The following is a 20,913-nucleotide window of genomic DNA, read 5'->3' as shown; positions in this document are numbered from 1 at the left end:
GGTTCACGAGTCCTATTTTTCATCAGGGCCGTTACGCGCAGCGACGCAGATTGTCCAGCAGTGCAGGAACATAACGGCTGGGGTTCAGGTGCCATGGCGTAAAGCGGGGCAATTGAAACAGATCGCTTGTCTGGGTGGACACCCCCCGTTGGGTCGATACTGCAGCGTCGAAACCAAGCTCGCGCACGATGGAGACCTGCCACGGCAGATAGTCCGTGTCCGGTTTGCCGTTTGGGTAGGCAAACAGCGCAATTTTTTCGCCCAAGGTAGTTTCAAGAAACTCCTTTCCTTCAGCGATTTCCTGGTGCAAGGCCGAGTCGTCGAGAGTAGCCAGTATCGGATGACGCGAGGTGTGGCCGCCGATCCCCATGCCTGCGGCGTGCAATGCCTTGAGTTGCTCGGTGGTCATCATCAGGTCGTTTGCTAACGGAATGTCGCTGACCATGCGTGCCAGTTCAGCCACTTTGTCCTCACGCTGGTCCAGCGGCAGGTATTTCACCTTGGGCAATATCTTGTTGATGGCGTCGCGCTTGGCCTGGGGATTGTCCACGTCATGCCGGCCCAGCCCCAGCGCACTGAGGTCGATCCCGTCGCTGCTGCTATGGCGAATAGCCTCGATCACGGTGTCGTTGAACATGCGGCCACCGTTGAGATAAGCCGTAGCGATAAAAAATGTAGCATGCAAGCCATGTTTTTTCAGGATGGGTGTGGCGAGCGTGAGGTTGTCCGCGTAGCCATCGTCGAAGGTAATACAGACGGAACGCGCAGGTAGCGTGCCTGCATTCAATCGAGTGACCGCTTCGTGCAGCGGCAAAACATTGAACACCAACTTGAGGCGCGCCATTTGCGCGTCGAATTGTTGCGCCGTCACTTCATTTGGAAAGATCGGGTCGGTCTCCGCAAGCACGCGGTGATAGATGAGTATGCTCAAGCGGGCGCGAGTGCCCGCCGGCGAAAGCCGATTCCCGATGAATTTATAGGCGCTATTAACAAGCATTAATCTTCCGGTCCGTTAAGCTGAATATTTTACTAAGGCAAGGCGTTGCACCAAGTGCATAACTTAGTGAACTATCGCACCCCGCTTACCTTATCTTGGCGGTAGGCCAACTGGGAAAACGACAGAGGGTGTTACCTCTGCTCTCCCATTGTTGGAGGCACATTCATGGTACTGGGTCGGCTCCATGGATTTGACCTTGGATTATCTGAGCACCTTATTTTTCCGATAACCTGGTGACACTTTTGCATTCCCACGCCCACGCATGCTCAATGATTGAGTCCAGCCTATCGAACCGCGGCTGCCATCCGAGTTCCGCACGCGCCCGTGATGCATCCGCAACCAAACGCGGCGGATCACCTTCACGGCGAGTTGCATCAATGACGGTAATCTTACGCGCCGTCACACGCTCCGTTGTGGCGATAACTTCTGCCACCGAGAAGCCGTTGCCATTACCCAGATTATAGGCGGCGCTGGACGCGCCTTTCATGAGGCGCTCCATGGCGAAGAGGTGCGCCTCACACAGATCGACAATGTGCACATAGTCTCGGATGCATGTGCCGTCCGGGGTGTCATAATCGCGGCCGAATACCTTGATGTCCGGCGCACGCCCCGAGGCTGCTCGCAGGATCAGCGGGATCAAATGTGTTTCGGGTTCGTGACGTTCACCCAACTGCCCTTCGGGGTCGGCACCGGCGGCGTTGAAATAGCGCAGCGACACTGATTTAAGGCCATAGGCGCGGTCGTAATCTTCCAGAATCTGCTCCACCATCCATTTGGTACGGCCGTATGGATTGATCGGGAGTTTGGGGTGATCCTCGGGGATCGGCACGGCAATGGGATTGCCGTACACAGCGGCACTGGAAGAAAAAATGAAACGCTTGACGTTATGCGCCACCATCGCATCCAGCAGATTCAGCGTATTGACGACATTATTTTCATAGTATTTGGCAGGGTTCTGCACCGACTCGCCCACCTGAATAAAGGAAGCGAAATGCATCACGGCGCCGATCTTGCGTTCTCTGAACAGCTTGTCGAGAAGCGCGCGGTCAGCCAGATCGCCAAGAACAAACTCACCGCCCAGCACTGCATCTCGATGGCCACTAGAGAGGTTGTCCAGCGTCGTTACGCCATATCCTCGCCCGAGCAGCATTTTGACCATGTGCGAACCAATATAGCCCGCACCGCCGACTACAAGTATTGTTTCTTCTAGGTTCGCCATCTGTCTCAATCCTGACCAGCCCTCACCTGGCGACCATTGCATAAATAACAGCGGCTCGCACCCGTACCGCCGAAATCGAAGCTGTCTTCATGGCAATGTTCATTTTTGTTGTGTTTGCGGGCCATATTCTCAATTCCAAATCCGGGAACATTTTCGCCTCCTGCAACCGGTAATTAATTGCCGTTTTTAGGACAAATCGGCTGCAGTTCCGGGGACAATCCCTGCGCAAACTCCGCAAAGAGTTCAGGATGCTGTCGCCGGATACCTTCTTCCATCTCCGCGATTTCGGCCAAATATGGCGTAACCGGGCCATAGTAGTCGATTTCCGGGCCAATGGGCTTGAAGCCGAACTGGTAGCGGTGCAGCAGCCTCAGCAGCGTTTTTTCCATTGCGGCAAGCCAATGGGTAACTCCTTCGCGTTTGCTGAACTGGTACATCGCCCGGTAAAGGCCCAAAACAAGCTCCGGCCTGCTCCTGCGACGGGGCGTCTCACTATCCTTCGGTAGCGTTGCAATCACGTCTTCGGTCCCGGAAAGACCATAGAGACCGTCATTTGCGCGCCGCCGGTACGATTTGGAAACAGCGAGCCTGGAAATCTCCACAGAAGCGATTCGCGCCTGGTTGGCCGGGTCGGCGAGATATTTGTACTCGTCAAACAACTCACAGTGTTCCAGCAAGGGAAAACCTTGCGCGGAAGGCAATACCAACCGAAGCGTGCCCACCAGCACCCCTTCCCGGTTGATCGCTCCGACATGAATGGCATGGTCATCGTAAGGATCGATTTCCAGCCTGGATGGATAGTTTTCGGGAGAGAGGAACTGCTGTTCGTTGCAGTAAACTTCGTAGCGCAACCCGTAACTGTCCTGCAGATAACGGGTATGGTCGATGACGCAGAAATCGAAATAGGATTGGGGCGCATCACTTGGGGATGCTTCGGAATTCTGCATATTCTTTAATCTCCCAGCCATCCATCATTACATCGCTGTGAATTTCAGAATATCCGACTATCATGCTCGGCGCAAGCGATCAAATCATGATTGACCCAGCCTCCTGACCCAGTCAGGGCGGGGAGTAATAGTTGAACTTGCGCTCGTAATCCAGAGTCATTCCGTAAGGAAACTGCTCATACGACCAGACTCTGACCTGCTCGAATGAAACGGACCCGGGAAACTCGGCAGCAAGGCGTTCCTGCAAGTCGTCCGCGTCCTGAATGCCGCGCCTCAGTTGAACATGAATCACCATCTGACCCTCTTCATATTCCAGGCGGAACGCCCCGGTCAGCCTGTCTGCAACATCTCTTTGTGCATAAAGTGCATCCTTGTATTGCCCGACATGGCTTCCGTCAGGCAATCGATCCTTCGCGCGACCTTTCAGCGCGATAAGCGGAAGCGTCAATTTTCCCGGCGGCGGGAGGCCAGTGCTCTCACAGGCTCGCGCGATGTCCTGCGGCGAAAACAGCCGTGCGATGTCCCCAGTCTGATAACGCAACAGCGGCAGGGGGGTCTCAAGATCATTCATGGACACGGTCAGTTCTCCATATCCCATGTCATCAGTGCCGACAGTCTCGACGTGGCAACGCAGCGGATTGTAGACAAAAAGCATCGGCAGCGGCGCCGCTTCCGGCAAGAGGCCGAACAGCGCTGTGAAGAACTCTGGATTTGCATGCGCAAGGCGGCGCAGCCCGATGGTTTGAGGTGTTTCGTAAAAGAGATTCAAACCGAGTTCGCCCACACCCATGGAGGAACCGATCATGCCACCCGCCGGGTCGTCAGCATTGAGATGAAAGTGATCGGCAAGATAGTCCCGGTAATGTTCGCCGAACGTTTCCTCGCCGATAATCAGGTGCACCCGCTGTTTTCCCCAGTCGACGCCTTTGCCCCGCGCATAATCCGTGACCAGTTTGAAGAACAAGGGGTCGCCGACGAAGATGATCTGTTCAAAAAACGGCCCAATCTCGGTAGCAAGGGATACCGCCATGTCCTCGCGCACGCTGGTTTCCGCCACGGTCACGCTGTTCGACGAGAAGCGCACGCCCATGGGCAGGCAATTGATAAGCAGGGTCTTCTTGCTGTCTACCTGAAATGCGTATTCAAGGCCCAGATCAATCGCATCGCCGGCATATTTAGCCTGAGCGCGGGTACTGAGGCCGTAACCGAAGCGTGCGCCGTGTCCGGAACTCGTCAGCACTCCGGCCAAGTCATTCAGCGCACTTGCCACGCACAGTTCAGCCAGGCGGAAACGGGCGAAGGTATTGGTTTTGTTCAGCGGGGGGCAACGCGACTGAAAATCGGCTATTGAGTGAATATCGCGAGGATCGACGCCATGCTCGGCCAGAATCTCCCGGTATGCAGACACATTCGATGCCGCTCGGCGGAATGCGCGCAAAACTTTTTCCTCGCCCTGGCGCAGCAATGTTTCAGGGCTCGACCTGGCCAGTAGGGCAAGCATTACCCGCCGCAGAATTTTCTTGTGCCAAGTCATCGTTCGCGCCGTTTAGCTCGTTATTTCATTTTGTTGGGTAATGATCACACGTCGGGCGTGAATTCCACAACATTCGCCCCCCCCATTCGTTGCGCTGGAGACATTGTGGATGCGCAGTGAATGTTCGCGCCAGTTAGGCAACACCCAGGTTAGAAACTGATCATTTATCCACTTTTTCTCTGGCGATCGCCGGAACCAGTTCGGGCTCAAGCCCCTGAACAAACTCCTCGAGCATATCCGGGCATCGCTGGCGGACACCCGCTTCAATATCGGAAATCGCGGCGAGGTACGGTATGACTGGGCCGTAGTAATCCAACTCCGGGCCAATAGGCTTGAAGTCGAAATTGTAACGTCGCAGCAGCCTCAGGAGCGTTTTCTCCATCGCCGCAAACCAATGAGTAACGCCCTGTCGCTTGCTGGCCTGATACATGGCCTTGTACAGGCCCAATATTATTTCCGGTCTGTGCCGTTGATGCGCCACCTCATTGCCGTTGCGCTCGAAAGCACCACCATCTTCCTCGCTTGCAAGATCATAGAGGCCGTCATTTTTTCGCCGCCGGTACGATTTTGAAACCGCCAGCCTGGAAATCTCAGCCGCGTAAAATTGATCCTGCCGGTCAGGGTCGGCGAGGTACTGGTATTCAGGAAATAGCTCGCAATGCTCGAACAAGGGAAAACCAAGCGGAGACGGCAGCACCAGCCGCAACGTACCCACCAGCATCCCTTCCTTGTTGACCCCGCCCACGTGAATGGAATGTTGATCGAAGTAATCCGTTTCCAATCTTGAGGGGTAATTTTCGGGCACCAAAAAGCCCCTCTCGTGGCAATAAACCTCATAGCGCAACGCATAACTGTCGCGCAGGTTAGCGGCATTATCGATCACCGAGAAATCGAAGTGCGATTGGTGGACCGCTTCGCTATTGACCATTTAGTGTCTTCGCTTTGCCGATTTATTTGCTATACGTTATATGAGTTATATCGAAAGATACATGTTTATCGACAACTCGCATCATGTCCATCTCAAGAGAATACCTTCGCAGAAAACCACAACGCTGATGCAAAGTGTGGCGAGTTGGACGAAAAGTGAGTCCAATCTCTTAGCCTTCCATTGTAGCGCGACGATCCTTGTGGATAGATGACAGCAATTTAATTAGGCATTTTCTTTTTACTGCAACTTCTCCATTGCGTCTCCCTGGTCTCCACCTTGCTTGCAAAAGCGAGTCTGGACGCGCTATACAACCACGGAAACAAAACTCGCCGCAGTAGAGTTCGGTCAACGCGACAATACAATTCACACGGGCAAATATCTTTTGCGCCCCGCATAGCCTGTCGAATTTACTTACACTTCCCACTTCGGAATAACCTTCCGTGTGGACATGCATTATTTGTTCCACCAAGCTTTTCTAGTTCCCCATGCGCAGAGCACAGTTTGCGACATACCAAAGACATAAATTCCATCAAAAATCCGTCGACTTTTCTTACACGCCGCATAACAACAGAAATATCGAAAACAGTCATGTTGTTTAAATACAGCATATTACACAGCGTGGCATACCAGTTGCTTTAGTTGCAATCGTAAGCAGAAGGCAAGTGCGTTACAGACCGCTGCACTTTCGTTAGAAAACTTGGCGAACTAAATTTTTAGGAGAAGGAACATGAAACTCAAGACACTTCAAAAAGCCTTGGTAGCAGGTGTGCTTGCAATGACCTCTGGCTATGCAATGCAGGCTAGTGCAGCACCGATCTTTTCATTCACTGAATACGGTGGTTTCTCGCCGGACGTTCCTGCTGGTGTAGTTTATTCTGGTGCGGTAAACGACCCGCTCAGCCATCCCACTACAGTCTATAACACGATGAGCTGGGTTGCAGGTCAAACGCCTCAAAGTTCACTGGTCCTCTCGACAGTAACGGGTCCTGCCGCTTTGCCTGAAAACACATGGACGACCATTTCAACATTGACGCATAACAATATCGTTATCCCAAGTGCGTTCAACTGGAGTGGGCAGGATGTCTGGGGTCGTTTTATCATCACGGATAGCAACGGCGGGCCATCAGTAAGGCTGGACAGCGATGACGCCATCACGCTCTCTTTCGTCGAGACACCAAATCAGGCTCCATGCCCCTCGCCAAACCCCAACGGTTCTACCTGCGATGACCACTTCACATTTACAGCTAATGGTCTTAACAGCCTGGGATTTGCTGCGAACGATGGATCTCACTGGATAGCAGACTTCCGCCTGGCGAATTTGGTCAATGCGGTGCTAATTTCCAGCACCGTCTATACAGCTGAAGCCAATTCAAGTCATCTCGACGTGCAGGCCATGGTCCGTCAGGTTCCAGAGCCTGCAACCCTGACATTGATGGGTCTGGGTCTGCTTGGCCTCGGTTTCGCCAAACGGCGCAGGAACAGCTAAGCGACTTAAAGTCGTCTCCTGCTGATGGAAAGGCGGCCTACGGGCCGCCTTTTTTTGTAGCCTCCCCGCGCTCGCCCCCCTAACTACCTGTCGGATTTTTTTACACTTTCCGCCTTGCCATGCCTTTCCGCCCACATAAAAAACCCATAAACGACAAATATATCTTTTATATACATAAATATACGTAGTCTGGTACACAATTTGCTTTATTGCCAATCGTATAAAGACCAAAAGTAAATGGGGAAACAAACCGTTTCCCTTTCGCTGGCAAATTTAGCGAAACTTAATTAAGAGGAAGAATTAATGAAACTCAAGACACTGCAGAAGGCCTTGGCTGCGGGTTTATTTGCGATAACTTCGGGCTTTGCCATGCAGGCCAGCGCAGCACCCATCTTTACATTCACTGAATATGGCGGTTTCACGAACATGGTGGCTGGCGCCGTTTATTCCAACCAGACTGTCGGGGCCGCCAGTCTTATTCCCGCTGTAGCTCCAGTCTATGGCAAGATGAGCTGGGTTGCTAATTCAACCCCTCAAAGTTCACTAGTTCTCTCCACAGTAACGGGCCCTGCCGCCTTACCTGAAAACACATGGACAACCATTTCAACATTGACGCATAACAATATCGCTATCCCTAACGCGTTCAGTTGGGGGCCCCAGGATGTTTGGGGACGGCTCATCATCACGGATAGCAACGGCGGCTCATCCGTAAGGCTGGACAGTGATGACCCGATCAGACTTTCATTCGTCGAGACGCCAAATGCGAATCCGTGCAATCCCAATCTCATCGGCCCTCTCTGTAACGATCATTTCACCTTTACGTCTATTGGTCTTAGCAGCATCGGATTTGCTGCGAACGATGGCAGTCACTGGATGGCAGATTTTCGCCTGGGGAATTTAGTCAACGCGGTAATGGTTGGAAGCACTGTCTATACGGCCGAAGGCACATCAAGCCACCTGAACGTGCAAGCCTTGGTCCGTCAGATTCCAGAGCCTGCAACACTGGCATTGATGGGACTGGGTCTTCTTGGACTCGCTTTTGCCAAACGACGCAGGAACGACTAGTCATAACTGCTTATGGAAAAGCGGCCTGCGGGCCGCTTTTTTTATAGCCCGCCCACTCGTCCGTACCTCCCCGGAATCACTTTATTATTCACAGCACCGATCCATCTCATGGCCTCTAGGCAAGTAATGAATGCACTGCGCCAAGGAATATCAACGCCACGGCTTTTACGAAACTGAGACAAAATTCAATAGTAAGAATATAGTTCGTATTCCAATATGATATGAACATGCAGAGTGCCTTCCGGTTGAATTGAACACAAAATTCTTTCCCGATATAGCCATGAAATCATGATGGAACGGCAGTCCAGTGCGTTCGGGAACTATCTAATCTGCTATTCATCCCAGCAGTTGAAACCATGGTGACAACCGATTCCCCCGACATTAGGAGAGAAAAGCATGCCTAATTCCAGAAACAACCTGATGAAAACCACCTTCATTCTGTTTGGCGCGGCCCTGTTCATGGGTGGTCTCACTTCCTGCGGCAAGACGCAGACCGCCCAGACTCTGGTTGCCGATGCCGAGCAGCTTCAGCAAAAAGGCGATCTCAAGGCCGCCATTATCCAGCTCAAGAATGCCTTGCAAAAGAACCCGGATGATGCAAAAGCACGCTATCTCCTGGGCGTAATGTACGTCAAAACAGAGGACCACAAATCGGCCGAGAATGAACTCCGCAGGGCTTTGAAGCTGGGCATGAGTCCTGCCGTGGTGGTGCCTGACCTGGGGAAAACCCTGCTCGCCGAGGGTCGGTTCCAGAGCGTTCTGGATGAAACAAAACAGATCTCAGGAGAAAAGGCTTCGGCTGAAATTTCTAGCTTGCGTGGCAATGCATATTTGGCTTTGGGCAAGACCAAGGAAGCCAGGGAATCATTTGAGCAAGCGCTGAAGAACAAGCCCGGACACCCTGATGCACTTATCGGTATGGCCAAGTATTCGCTCACAGAGAAAAATATTGAAGACGCAACGCGATTTTCAGAGCAAGCGGTAAGCCAGAACCCGCAGGACACTGATGCCTGGCTTTTCAAAGGCGACTTGCTGCGCGCACAAGGGAAAACTGAGCAAGCCCTCGCAGCCTATGACCAGGTTTTAAAAATACAACCAGGCAATAAGTCAGCCAATATAAACAAGGCCTTCCTGGAAATCGCTGCGGGCAAATTCGACGCAGCCAAGGCCAACATTGACGTGGTACGCAAGGCGGCCCCCAATAGCCTGATCGTATTCTACAGCCAGGCGCTGCTCGATTTCAGCCAAGGGAAGCCTGCGGCCGCTTTGGACTCCCTGCAGCAGGTCCTGCGCACCGCACCAGAACACATGCCCAGCATACTGCTGGCTGGGGCCGTGCAATATTCCCTGGGGTCGATGCCTCAAGCCGAACAATACTTGAAAAAATATCTGGGAGTAAACCCAGGGAATCTTTATGCCCGCAAATTGCTTGCGTCCACCCTGATGAAGGACCATCAGACACAGGATGCATTAGATGTACTGTCCCCGGCGCTCACGGATAAGCAACAGGATGGGCAACTGTTCGCTCTCGCAGGTGAATTGTATATGCAGGCAGGGGACTACACCAAAGCGACTGATTATTTTACGAAGGCCAGCGCGCTTGCCCCGAAATCGGCACAACTCCATTCTGCATTGGGCTTGAGCAAGCTTGCTCTAGGCGAAAACGACCGTGCTGTCGCCGAAATGGAAGCAGCGGTGGAATTGGATACCAAATCACCCAAGGCCAGCGTTTTCCTGGTGATGACCCATCTTCGACTCAAGGAATACGATAAGGCGCTCAATGCCGCAAAAACAATGGAAAAGGAACAGCCTGACAATCCCTTGGCCTGTAATCTGAAAGGTGCGGCCTATATAGGCATGAAAGATTTCGTTAATGCTCGCGCAAGTTTCGAAAAAGCGCTTTCCATCCGGCCCGCCTATTACCCGGCAGTGATGAACCTGGTACAGCTCGATCTGCAGGAAAAGAAACCTGAGGCCGCCAAAAAGCGCCTAGAGGCAATCCTCGAAAAAGACAAAAAAAATGTTGAGATAATGACTGCACTGGCCCAGCTTGCGCTTTCCCAAGGACAAATCAAGGAAGCCACGGCCTGGCTGGAAAACGCCAGCAAGGAAAACCCCGACGCATTAAAACCGGCCATGGTGCTTGCCGCCCATTATTTGCGCATAGGAGATAAACAGAAGGCGCTGACGCTTGCAAAAAAACTTGAGGGTTCCAACCCCAGCAGCGCAGAAGTTCTGGACATTCTGGCACAGGCACAATTCGCCAGCGGTGATAAGACGCGCGCACTGGAAACGTACACCAGGCTCGCTGCCTTGAAACCGGATTCCGCCCAGGCCCAGTTCCGCATCGCCGCCATTCACATGGCAATGCAGAACCAGACCGAGGCATTGAACGCCCTGAAAAAAGCGCTGGTAATACAACCTGATTTTCTCGATGCACAGTTGGCCTTGGCGACTCTAGTGGGCAGCCAAGGGAATCACGACCAGGCACTCGAAATTGCCAAGCAGATCCAGAAGAAAAACGGGAAATCCCCAGTAGGTTATGAGCTGGAAGGTAACTTGCTGATGACGCAAAAAAAACCGGATCTTGCCGCGAATGCCTATGAACGAGCGTTCACAATTGGCAAGACCGGCCCTCTCATGATGAAACTGCATGCGTCCCTCACACAGGCTGGCAAAGGCAAGGAAGCTGACGTACGCCTGACCCAATGGCTGAAAGACCATCCTGGCGATATTACGACCCGCATGTACCGAGCAGGAATTTATCTCGCCAACAAGGAAAACAAGGCAGCCATCGATCAATATCAGACTGTACTGCAGCAGAACCCGAACTATGTCCCGGCACTGAACAACCTGGCTTGGCTCTACCAGCAGGAAAAAGATTCCCGGGCTCTGGAATACGCCAAGAAGGCGGACCAGTTGGCACCCAACAACCCGGCGATACTGGATACGCTGGGTTGGATTATGGTGGAACAAGGCGACACAACGCATGGACTTCCGAACCTGCAAAAGGCAAGCACTCTCGCACCGGAAGCGGCGGATATCCGCTACCATTTCGTGCTTGCCCTGGTAAAGTCCGGCGACAAGGCCAAGGCACGCAAGGAACTGGAACAACTTCTGGCCTCCGGGAAAACTTTTTCCCAGATTGCGGAGGCAAAAGCCTTATTGAAGCAGTTATAGCAAAGCCGGGCGACAGCTGGAATTCGCATAGGTTAAGCCCACCCCAGCTGGGCGCTCAGGCATGACCGAAAACAATGACAAAAACCTGCCACCCGCACCCGGATGACCGTCGTGCCTGAGCTGCCGGTCACCCATCAGCCACTTTCTGGCCAGTCGACGCAGCGCCGTCGCAGGTCCGGTCCTCGCGACGGGGAAAGCACAGAAGCACGCCGCTTCCTGCTGCCCTTCGCGTTTATGTTTACCGTCTTCGTCATTTACGGCAGCCTGGTTCCGCTGCATTTCCAACGGCATGCCTGGGAAGAAGCATGGGCCCTATTTAGCAACATTCGCTACCTGAATCTGGGTATCGGATCCCGTGCCGACTGGGTCGCCAACATTCTGCTGTTCGTACCTCTGGCATTTTTGTGGTTAGGCGTCTTTTGGCACGCAAAAAGCATTGTCTGGCGCATCGTGGCAACATTATTCGTGCTTTTAACGTGCGTCAGCCTGAGCGTGGCAATCGAATTTGTTCAGATATTCTTTCCCCCACGCACTGTTTCACTGAATGACATTTACGCGGAAACCATCGGCGCCACTGTAGGTGTCTTTCTTTGGTGGCTTGTCGGCGCATCTGTGACCCGGTGGTATTTGGGCTGGCGTGCCGCGGAAGGGCCAATGGGATTTGCTCAACGGCTGCTCTATGGTTACCTGTTTCTGTTGTTCGGTTACAACCTCCTTCCGCTGGATTTGACCATCAGCCCGGCAGAAATCTATCACAAGTGGCATGCAGGGCGAATTTTCCTCATCCCTTTCATTAGTGGGCAGACCGAGCTCGTACCACGGCTTTATGGCTATCTCACGGATGTCTTGATATGGATTCCCGCCGGATTGCTGGCTGGCCTTTGCTCCAGGCACAAAACAACGCAAATCTGGCTCAAGCTGACTTCCGCAGCAGCCTTGATCGAATTTCTCCAGATTTTCGTGTACACCCGTGTCACCGATACGACAGACATTTTTACCGCCGGCATCGGCTCAGCAATCGGTATATGGTTGGCACTGCGATGGCGACCAGAGCAGCCTGACGCGGAGCAGCCAGAAACGGGGGCAAATACGGGCGGACTTGTCGCTGGCACGCTCCTCTGGTTAGCACTGATCTTTGTGGTGTTCTGGTTCCCCTTCGATTTCCGCACTGATGGCGCTTTTTTACGCAGCCGCATCGACGAGATCACGACCCGGGTGCCCTTTGCCATCTATTATTTCGGCACCGAATACCGGGCAATAACGGAAGTATTTCACAAGGTGGGTTTCTTCTTTCCGCTGGGTATGCTGTTCGTTCTGCTTGGGGCAAAAGTTCGCACAGCCCCGCCCTTACTCAGGAAAATTGCTGTACTGGCCGGTGTGGCAATTGTTGCCGCCTCAGTGGAGGTGGGGCAGTTATTCCTGCCCGGCAAATTCTCAGACCTGACCGACTGTGCCCTGGAAATGGCCGGAGGTTGGGCGGGGGCTGCGCTCGCATGGCGAATTCTGTCCATGCGCCACATCCGACCTGCGCATGTAACTGCGCCGCCGCGCAAAAATCCTTGGCTGTTTGCGGGTGGCCTTGTGCTTATGCTTGCGTTATTGCTGCTGGCTGCGAAGTTTATCCCCACGGTGCCCTACAACGTGCGCAAGCTGATCGCAGCAGAGCATCCCGTCGTGTCTGCACTGGCCCTCGCTTGCGCGATTGCGTGGCTACTCGGCTTCCCGGCCTGGGCGGCCATGCATCTTGCAACAGGCTCACACCGACCGACCCGCATGCTGCCATTGCTGCTGATCCACGGGATCGGCGCCTGGATTCTGTTCCGAATTTCAGCACCGCTTGAAATGATTCATAAAATCGTCGGAACGCCGATTCTTGATTGGCCTTGGGAATGGGAATCGATCGGTCGCTTCCTTAGTCTGTTTACCCTCTGGTCAGTGGTTTCATTCGGCGCTGTCTTGATTTCCGTGCGGACCAGGTTGCCCAGGGCCGGTGGTTTTCTCCGGGTTTGGGCGGTCGCCACGCTGGCCTTGCTGCCTGTTATATATGTTGTCGTAATCAAGGAAGCGGCAACTGACAACCTTGTCGAGCTTCTTGTCGGGGGCGGAGCGCCCATGGCATTCATGTGGGTAGCCGCCGGTGTGTTCATGCTGGCTCTGGCAGGCGCTCAACTTGCCTGCGCGCTGGGATCCGGCATGCGCGTGGGAGCCATGCGGGGGCTGCTATGGGGCGCAACCTCGTTTCCTTTGACCTATTTCGCTCTGCACGCAGGGTTTGAGCCCTACATCATCAAATATGGCCAGGTTTTTTCCGCTTTTCAATTTCTTTTGAGCCAGGATCGAGCGCACTATGCAGCGCCCACTGAACTCCTGCTGCGCTATGGCTTCGCGCATGGAATATTGCTCTTCGCCATTGCCGCAAGCCAAGCACCATTTCTCGGCCACATTGTTTTATCGAACGCAAGCCGAACCAAACCCGCTGCGCCAAAACAGGAAAGACGGCTTGGCCCGAGAGGCACTTAATTCGGGAAATTTCTGCAGCAGACCGCTAGCGCTGCCGGTACCATTGTTCCAGCATCATCAACACCCAGACCATGGTGCCGTGGTAGCCGGCATGCTCGTCCAGATGTTCCCCCAGCAGCTTATCGATGAAATCGGCGCGTATGATGTGGCGCGATTTCAGATCGGTCAGGCTGTCGGCAGCCAGCGCCTGCAGCGGCTTGTGGTCCTGGAGCCAGACACCAAAAGGCAATCCGAAGCCATGTTTTTGCTTGGTGATGATCTCGTTTGGCAGAAAATCGCGCAGCGCTTCCTTGAAAAAATAGCGGAGCTTTGTCCCCTTGAGTTTGAGCTCAGGTTCCAGCCGCGCCGAGAAGGCCACCATTTCGTCGTTTAGAAATGGAAACGCCACCTCCATCCCGGCCATTTCGCAGGCTTTGACCACTTTGGGAAGATCGTTGTCGGCGAGAGTGAACTTAAGGTCAAGCGCAAGCATATGGTTGATCAAACTGTGCGCATGGGCTTGGCCGTATGTTGCGTTCAAACGGGAGAGCGGCTGCCCCGCGTCCGCAGTCGCCAGAAAATCCCGCGTGAACACCTTTTCAGGGCCATAGCGCTCCAGCAGGTTATAGGTTTCCAGACGCGCCGGCATCGGCACCGAGGCCTGCTCGATGTAGCTGCGAGCCTTGCGCAACAGCGAAACCCTCTGGCCACCGGGAAAATTGTACACGAGGGGTTCGAGGACCCCTTTGCGCAACGGCGAAGGGATACGTTCGTAGAGCGAAAATATTCGCTGCTTGGCATACCGCTCGTTACCGCCGAACAGCTCGTCTCCCCCGTCACCGCCCAGAATCCTGCTCAATCCATCCGCTCTTGCCATGCGTGCGCAATAAAAGGCGGGCACCGCGGAAGCGTTGCCGAAGGGTTGATCGAAGACCGCCGCAATCTGCGGAATGGCCGCCACCACATCATCCGGCGTAACGTAGTACTCGTGGTGCTGGGTAGAAAAATGCCGTGCCGCGATACGGGCATAATCCATCTCGTCATAGCCATCGGCTTCAAAGCCGATGGAGTAGGTCCGGGCGGGCTCGCCACTCACCGCACCCAAAATCCCTGCAATCGTGGAACTATCCGTCCCGCCGCTAAGAAAGGCCCCCACTTGCTGTGTTCCAACGGCTTCGCGCACGCTTGAGTGCAATAGCTGCAGAAATTCCTGCTTGAGTTCACCCATAGGCAGCTTCTGATCTTCCAGAAACTGCATTTCCCAGTATTTCCGGGTTTCCGCCTTTCCATTCCTGTAAATGAGATATTCGCCGGGAAGAAGTCGCTGCTGGCTCTTGTAGACCGTGCCGGCACCCGGAATCATGTGGAAATAGACGTAGTTATATAGACCCTGCGGATCGATTTCCGACCTTGCCAGCGGGTGAAGATTAAGAGCATCTGCTGAAGAACCGAAAACCAGGCATTCGCCCGAAACCTGGTAAGAAAGCGGGTTGGAGCCCATGCGGTCGATTGCCAGAAGAGCTTCGCCTGCGTTCTCGTCCAGGACGCAAAGAGAAAATGCGCCTGACAAATCCGCACAAGCCTGCCCACCTTTCGCCCGCCAGCCATCGGCCAGGATTTTGGCCACTCCCTCTGCCCGCGCCATCTGCGCTAGCCGCGCATCCTTGAATCCGACTTGGCCCCATACTGCGACCAGAAGGCCCTCCTTCTGGTAAACATGCGCGCTCTCGCGGTTGGCAGAAACCGCGAGGGCGCTCTCCCCCCCCGCCAACGACTGAATGCTGCTGGCGTCGAAACGAGCCAGCGCTCCGGCCATTTTCTCGACCAGCTGACGATTATCCGTTGCCGCGGCACCATGGCCGATCCATCCGCACAGGCCGCTCACGACGATTTCCTGATTTTTTCGATCACTTCGGCCCCTTTATGCTCCGCTAGTCTCTTACTTGATCCCATGACGGCTCATCAGGTCATAAATCGTGGGGCGGCTGATGCCGAGCAGTTCTGCTGCCTTGACAAGATTGCCATCCACCCTTGCCAAAGCCTTCACCAAGGCCTTGTATTCGGCTTCTTCACGCACTTGGCGCAGGTTGATGGGTTCTTCCATTGCGGGTGAATCCTGCAATCCAAGATCTTCTGCGCTAATTTGTGGACCGTCAGTCATGATTACTGCACGCTTGATACAGTTTTCCAATTCACGCACATTACCCGGCCATGAATAGCTTTCGATCGCGACCAGCGCCTCCTGACTGAAATTCAGCGAAGAACGCCCCTCATGCGTACTGAACTTGTTCTTGAAGTGATGCGCCAGCAGCGTGGCATCGCCCACCCGGTCCCGTAAGGGGGGAATGGTTACCACGATCTCGCTCAAGCGGTAATAGAGATCTTCCCGGAATCGCCCAGCCACGATCAGTTCTTTCAGGTTCTGATGGGTGGCGCAGACAATACGCACATCCACGGGAATTTCTTCTCGTCCCCCGATTCTTTCGATCACCCGTTCCTGCAGAAAGCGCAGAAGTTTCGCCTGCAAAGCCATGGGAAGATCCCCCACCTCATCGAGGAAAAAGGTGCCCCCATTGGCGAGTTCTATTTTACCCAGGGTCTGCTTGGCCGCACCGGTAAAAGCGCCTTTCTCGTAGCCGAACAGCTCACTTTCCAGGAGGTTTTCCGGGATCGCCGCACAATTGATGGCCATGAAACGCTTCCCATGCCTGGGGCTTAGCTGATGCAACGCTTTCGCCAGCACCTCCTTGCCCGTTCCGCTTTCACCCAACAGCATAACAGTGGCATCGGAAGGAGCCACTTTCTCCACGTTACGACATACCTTGGCCAAGCTGGGATCCCGGCTGATAATCCCGGATAAAGGGGAATCGGATTGAGTCTGCAGTAGACGGCGGTTTTCCTGCTGCAGCGCATTCAGGTAGAAGGCCCTCTCGATCACCAGCCCCAGCATCTCGGGGTCGAATGGTTTTTGATGGAAATCATAAGCGCCCATTCCGATGGCTTTCACCGCATTGGCGTGATCCTGATTGCCGGTAAGGACGATCACCTTGGTGTCGGGTGCGAGCGCAAGTATCTGCTTCAGGGTGGCCAAGCCTTCGGAAGCGCCGTCCGGGTCGGGGGGAAGTCCTAGGTCCATGGTTACGACCGCGGGTTCGTAGCGCCTAACCTGCGCCAGTGCACTTTCCCGGTCCCCCGCCACCAGCACTTCGTATGCGTCAAAGCTCCAGCGTAGCTGTTTTTGCAAGCCGGGGTCGTCTTCGATAATCAGCAGGTGTTTTTTGGTTTGGCTCACTGGTTCCCTCTTGCCGGTTATGCGGCTTTCTCGACAGCGTGGTTCTGATTGCAAAGCGGCAAAGTCATGCGGAAGGTCGTGCCGATTGACGGCTCGCTGGTCACCTCAAGTTTTCCGCCAAGTTCGTGGACATATTCCCGGCTCTCAAACACACCAACGCCCATGCCTGCCGATTTCGTGGATTCAAAAGGTTTGAACAACCGCTCGCGGATAAATGCTTCGCTCATGCCATGCCCCGTATCCTTGATCTCCACGATTGCGGCATCGTTATCCTTGGTCAGGCACACACGTACTTGGCCGTCTCGCGGAATGGCTTCCATGGCGTTCTGTATAAGGTGCCCGATTATCCGTTCGAGGCGTGCCCAGTTTGCCATTACCATCTGACCAGGCTCCAGTATTTCCAGCACCGGCTTCGGCTCGACAGCGGATTTTGCTGCCACCGCTTGCTGTAAGAGCTGGTCGATAAATAGCGGTGCCGGCTTTTCGATGGACGCTCCGCTACTCAGTTTTTGCAGAAGCCGTTTCATTTTCTGAATGGAAAGATCCACCGTCTCGATCATATCTTTCTGGAACTCGGGATTATTCTTGTGTTTTTCGGCGTTGGAAAGCATGAGGGACAACTGGGAAACAAGGTTTTTCAGGTCGTGCACCACAAAGGTGGACATGCGATTGAAAGATTCAAACTGACGCGCCACCATGAGCGCCTTGTCCGCTTCCTGTTGTGCAAGGTAACTTGCTGCCTGTTTGCCGGCGATTTTGAGCAGGTCGCTCACCTCCCAATTCAACCTGATTTTGCTCCTTGGCTGCGCCAGTACCACGAAGCCAAACAGCTTCCGCTGCTGAATCAGCGGAACCACCAGCCAAACCTTGGGAATGGAGCGCAGCCATTGCGGCATGGCAATTACTCCATATTTTTCAGGGCTTGAGTCGTATTCCTGCAAATCGATCACCCACTGCTTGTTTTCCAGGAATTGGCAAAAGGAACTATTTGCCGGCTCGTCCCCTTTGGCCAAGGGCATATTCCAGTGCACCACGAGTTCGCAACTACCGGATTCCCGGTTGATCCACAAAGCCCCACCGGGACTTTCCACCAACTCGGCTACGGCCTGGATGGTGCGCTCCCCCAGTCCATGTCCGACCTCGGACAGGGTACGGGTAAAGCGCAGCCATTCCTCGCGATAATCATAGTTGTAAATAAAAAAATGCTTGCTGATGAATACTTTGAGCCATGAACGCAAAGTTCCGGAAAAAAGCACCCCCATTAGCAAAATCACGGCACCGAACAAGAATGCCGCTTGCAAGACCGTCCCCCAACTTCCGCCGAAAAAACGCAGGTAGTAGCCGGTCGCGGCCATCGCCAGCAAGTAGAGTGCGGCACCGAACAGGGCCGCCGAATGAAACAGGATGCGACGCGACAGCGAAATCCCCAACGACCACTGCGGACTGCGTGCAGCCGATACTGCGATAAGAGGAACGATCAGGGCATTGACGATCCCTCGTGCTGCCCATATTTCCGAATTCACTTGTCTGAACAACATGGCGTCGCTGTACATGTAAAAATCATAGGCGAACACGCCGCCGATACCCAGGCAAGCATATTTTATCCCCCAGCGCTGCTTGGCAGGGGTGTTCCGGTAGAACTGCTCCACCAGGATCATGCCCATGATTGCCATGGCCACACGCCCGGTGACGAGCGTCATGAAAGCTAGCGTTTCCTGAGGCGGCCCGCTTCGCCAGTGAATGAATATGGTCGCGACAAGAAGCAACAAATATATAGCCGCGATAACTGCGGCAAATGGTCTGGCCCTTTCAGTGGCGGAAGCCCCCGTCTTCTGGAAGGGCTCCAGCAACATGATCAGGAAAATTGACCAGCCGGCATTGCGAAAGATTTCCAGGACATCTGTCAGGAACGACAAGGGCTTTCCCCAGGCGACCTGGTAGGCAACCGTCGCAGCCCAAAGCGCAGAAAGCAGGCAGGCGATGGTCAGCCTTATCCCATGAAGCCGACCGCGCCAGCTGGTCAGCAGGAGGCCGCTCAAGAATAGAAACGCGAGTGCCGCGATGGAATAACTATATGCCGCAACGCTTGTCAACATGGAAAGCCGAGTCCCGAAATCATCTCCCGCCTTTACCAAACAGGACTACCTGGACAGTATCTATCAATATGATTATATCCAGGAACAAACTGTTGTTCTTCACATAGTACAGGTCGTATTGGAGCTTTTGTATGGCATCCTCGACCGACGCACCATATTGATAGCGCACTTGAGCCCAGCCGGTAATGCCCGGCTTGATGCTGTGCCTCACATTGTAATAGGGTATCTCCTCGCAGAGTTGTTTCACGAAGAAGGGGCGTTCCGGTCGGGGTCCGACAAAACTCATTTCCCCCCTGAGGACATTGAGGATTTGAGGAAGCTCGTCGATTCTCAATTTACGGATGATCCGCCCCACCTTCGTGGTGCGTGGGTCGTTCTCAGCCGCCCATTGCGGCTTCCCTTCCTTCTCGGCGTTGTTTCGCATACTGCGGAACTTCATGACCATAAAGGGGCGACCGTCCTTGCCCACTCTTTCCTGACGATAAAGGATGGGCATACCGTCTTCGATAACGACACACAGGGCGGTAATCAACATGATGGGAAAGGTGGCGATCAGAAGGATTATGCTTGCAAATAAATCGAAGCTCCTCTTTATGCCGGCACGCAGGACCCCCTGGTCAAATCCCCCACCGAATACCAGCCAGCTCGGCTGAAGCGAATCGACCCGGATCTGGCACACCTCGCGCTCGAAAAAGGACGCGGCATCGCTTACTTTGATTCCATTCAGCTTGCATTCCAGAAGGTCCTGAATGGGAAAACTTCCGCTACGCCGGTTCTGTACCGCCACCACGATTTCATTCACGTTGTATTTCTTTGCCATGGATGGCAGCGACCCACTCTCCGGTAATACAGATGAAGAGGGCACAAGACATTCTTCATTGGGCATCGGGACAAAGCCAACGATATTGCCTTTGTGGAAACAATGATTATTCCAGGCCAGATCCCCGCATTCCTTGGCCACGGAGCCCACACCCAAAACCATGATGCGCGGCGAGAGGAGTCGGAGATCGGTCCACCGATAAAAAACAAGTCGCGTCAAAAATATTCCCGAGGCGGAAAGAAGCATGATGATGCCCAAAATTCCGCGGCCGAAATACAGATCCGGTGCCAAGTAAAAAATCAGGGTTATGAGTCCGAATCCCAAGACAAGCGCGGGCATGAGGTGGAGCAAAGTACTCCTGAAATCCTCACGGTAATCCAGTTGATACATCCCTAGTGCAGTCATGCTCAAGAGCATCACGAATACAAAAGTGCTTGCCTGCGGAAAAAGACTTAGATGCTCAGTGGCAAAAGGCTGCGCTATTTCCATGAACCGGATAGAAGCGCCCAAGTAGACTGAAGCCAACAACACAAGCACTTCAATTGCAAAAAGAATGATTCCTGTGATTGAGACGTAGTGATTGGCAATCCGAAACATTCCATGCTCCTCACGAATTTTTATGTGCCCTGGATTCCACTCCTGCCAAGGAACCAAGGCTCGTACCGCTCAAGATGAGCATCTATAAAGGACAAAAGGGTTCCCTCCTATCCAATTAGTTACCGATGTCCATCTCGACAGCACGGCATCAATATGCCGTCATTATAATCCAATGAATTTGACATATTGACGAACGATCTGATTTTTATAGTTTACGTTTGGCAACGGCATATACCGCAGGCGAGATCGAAGA

General features: G+C 53.7%; 13 protein-coding genes. 4 read left to right on the top strand and 9 right to left on the bottom strand.

The window, feature by feature from the left end:
• Window positions 1-31: 31 nt before the first annotated feature.
• From SKTS_RS07385 to SKTS_RS07365, 5 genes are all read right to left on the bottom strand, one after another.
• Window positions 32-997, bottom strand: coding sequence for a polysaccharide deacetylase family protein (locus SKTS_RS07385; protein WP_173062545.1), 966 nt, complete (start codon window positions 995-997; stop codon window positions 32-34).
• A 214-nt stretch (window positions 998-1,211) separates the two neighbouring features.
• Window positions 1,212-2,216, bottom strand: a complete 1,005-nt coding sequence (gene galE / locus SKTS_RS07380) for a UDP-glucose 4-epimerase GalE (RefSeq protein WP_173062542.1) — start codon at window positions 2,214-2,216, stop codon at window positions 1,212-1,214.
• 173 nt (window positions 2,217-2,389) lie between these two features.
• Entirely contained in the window at window positions 2,390-3,163 is a 774-nt protein-coding gene (locus SKTS_RS07375; RefSeq protein WP_173062539.1) for a PEP-CTERM/exosortase system-associated acyltransferase, read from the bottom strand.
• Window positions 3,164-3,275: 112 nt separating this feature from the next.
• Entirely contained in the window at window positions 3,276-4,697 is a 1,422-nt protein-coding gene (locus SKTS_RS07370; protein ID WP_173062536.1) for a phenylacetate--CoA ligase family protein, read from the bottom strand.
• 160 nt (window positions 4,698-4,857) lie between these two features.
• Window positions 4,858-5,625 carry a PEP-CTERM/exosortase system-associated acyltransferase gene (locus tag SKTS_RS07365; RefSeq protein WP_173062533.1) on the bottom strand — a complete coding sequence of 256 codons (768 nt, stop codon included), beginning with the start codon at window positions 5,623-5,625 and terminating at the stop codon, window positions 4,858-4,860.
• Between the two features lie 727 nt (window positions 5,626-6,352).
• Between SKTS_RS07365 and SKTS_RS18755 the strand changes: the two genes are divergently transcribed.
• The 4 genes from SKTS_RS18755 to SKTS_RS07345 all read left to right on the top strand — a co-directional run bounded on the left by SKTS_RS18755 (window position 6,353) and on the right by SKTS_RS07345 (window position 13,876).
• Window positions 6,353-7,111, top strand: coding sequence for a THxN family PEP-CTERM protein (locus SKTS_RS18755; RefSeq protein WP_188200241.1), 759 nt, complete (start codon window positions 6,353-6,355; stop codon window positions 7,109-7,111).
• A gap of 303 nt (window positions 7,112-7,414) precedes the next feature.
• Window positions 7,415-8,176, top strand: a complete 762-nt coding sequence (locus tag SKTS_RS07355) for a THxN family PEP-CTERM protein (RefSeq protein WP_173062530.1) — start codon at window positions 7,415-7,417, stop codon at window positions 8,174-8,176.
• 396 nt (window positions 8,177-8,572) lie between these two features.
• Window positions 8,573-11,356, top strand: a complete 2,784-nt coding sequence (prsT, locus tag SKTS_RS07350) for an XrtA/PEP-CTERM system TPR-repeat protein PrsT (RefSeq protein WP_173062527.1) — start codon at window positions 8,573-8,575, stop codon at window positions 11,354-11,356.
• A 111-nt stretch (window positions 11,357-11,467) separates the two neighbouring features.
• A complete protein-coding gene (locus SKTS_RS07345; RefSeq protein WP_173062524.1) occupies window positions 11,468-13,876 on the top strand; it encodes a VanZ family protein in 2,409 nt (802 codons plus the stop codon).
• A 25-nt stretch (window positions 13,877-13,901) separates the two neighbouring features.
• Here SKTS_RS07345 and SKTS_RS07340 read toward each other — a convergent pair whose 3' ends face one another.
• Genes SKTS_RS07340 through SKTS_RS07325 form a run of 4 tightly spaced genes read right to left on the bottom strand, consistent with a single transcriptional unit; the run spans window position 13,902 to window position 20,660 of the window.
• Window positions 13,902-15,740 (bottom strand): asparagine synthetase B family protein, encoded by a 1,839-nt coding sequence (locus SKTS_RS07340; protein WP_173062521.1) that lies wholly within the window; start codon window positions 15,738-15,740, stop codon window positions 13,902-13,904.
• A 54-nt stretch (window positions 15,741-15,794) separates the two neighbouring features.
• Window positions 15,795-17,147 carry a PEP-CTERM-box response regulator transcription factor gene (prsR, locus tag SKTS_RS07335; protein ID WP_173062518.1) on the bottom strand — a complete coding sequence of 451 codons (1,353 nt, stop codon included), beginning with the start codon at window positions 17,145-17,147 and terminating at the stop codon, window positions 15,795-15,797.
• A gap of 17 nt (window positions 17,148-17,164) precedes the next feature.
• Window positions 17,165-19,243 (bottom strand): XrtA/PEP-CTERM system histidine kinase PrsK, encoded by a 2,079-nt coding sequence (prsK, locus tag SKTS_RS07330; protein ID WP_173062515.1) that lies wholly within the window; start codon window positions 19,241-19,243, stop codon window positions 17,165-17,167.
• A gap of 19 nt (window positions 19,244-19,262) precedes the next feature.
• Window positions 19,263-20,660: a TIGR03013 family XrtA/PEP-CTERM system glycosyltransferase gene (locus tag SKTS_RS07325; protein WP_173062511.1), complete on the bottom strand. Its 1,398-nt coding sequence runs from the start codon at window positions 20,658-20,660 to the stop codon at window positions 19,263-19,265.
• Window positions 20,661-20,913: the final 253 nt, after the last annotated feature.

Origin of the sequence: Sulfurimicrobium lacus (genome assembly GCF_011764585.1) — a bacterium.
In the GTDB taxonomy this organism is placed as follows: domain Bacteria; phylum Pseudomonadota; class Gammaproteobacteria; order Burkholderiales; family Sulfuricellaceae; genus Sulfurimicrobium; species Sulfurimicrobium lacus.
Note: the sequence above shows the minus strand (reverse complement) of the source record. Positions and strands in the feature narration are given on the sequence as shown.

Coding starts and splice junctions, on each gene's coding strand:
- SKTS_RS07325 (WP_173062511.1), bottom strand. CDS start 20,660: ATGTTTCGGATTGCCAATCACTACGTCTCAATCACAGGAATCATTCTT.
- SKTS_RS07355 (WP_173062530.1), top strand. CDS start 7,415: ATGAAACTCAAGACACTGCAGAAGGCCTTGGCTGCGGGTTTATTTGCG.
- SKTS_RS07365 (WP_173062533.1), bottom strand. CDS start 5,625: ATGGTCAATAGCGAAGCGGTCCACCAATCGCACTTCGATTTCTCGGTG.
- SKTS_RS18755 (WP_188200241.1), top strand. CDS start 6,353: ATGAAACTCAAGACACTTCAAAAAGCCTTGGTAGCAGGTGTGCTTGCA.
- SKTS_RS07370 (WP_173062536.1), bottom strand. CDS start 4,697: ATGACTTGGCACAAGAAAATTCTGCGGCGGGTAATGCTTGCCCTACTG.
- prsK (WP_173062515.1), bottom strand. CDS start 19,243: ATGTTGACAAGCGTTGCGGCATATAGTTATTCCATCGCGGCACTCGCG.
- galE (WP_173062542.1), bottom strand. CDS start 2,216: ATGGCGAACCTAGAAGAAACAATACTTGTAGTCGGCGGTGCGGGCTAT.
- prsT (WP_173062527.1), top strand. CDS start 8,573: ATGCCTAATTCCAGAAACAACCTGATGAAAACCACCTTCATTCTGTTT.
- SKTS_RS07385 (WP_173062545.1), bottom strand. CDS start 997: ATGCTTGTTAATAGCGCCTATAAATTCATCGGGAATCGGCTTTCGCCG.
- SKTS_RS07375 (WP_173062539.1), bottom strand. CDS start 3,163: ATGCAGAATTCCGAAGCATCCCCAAGTGATGCGCCCCAATCCTATTTC.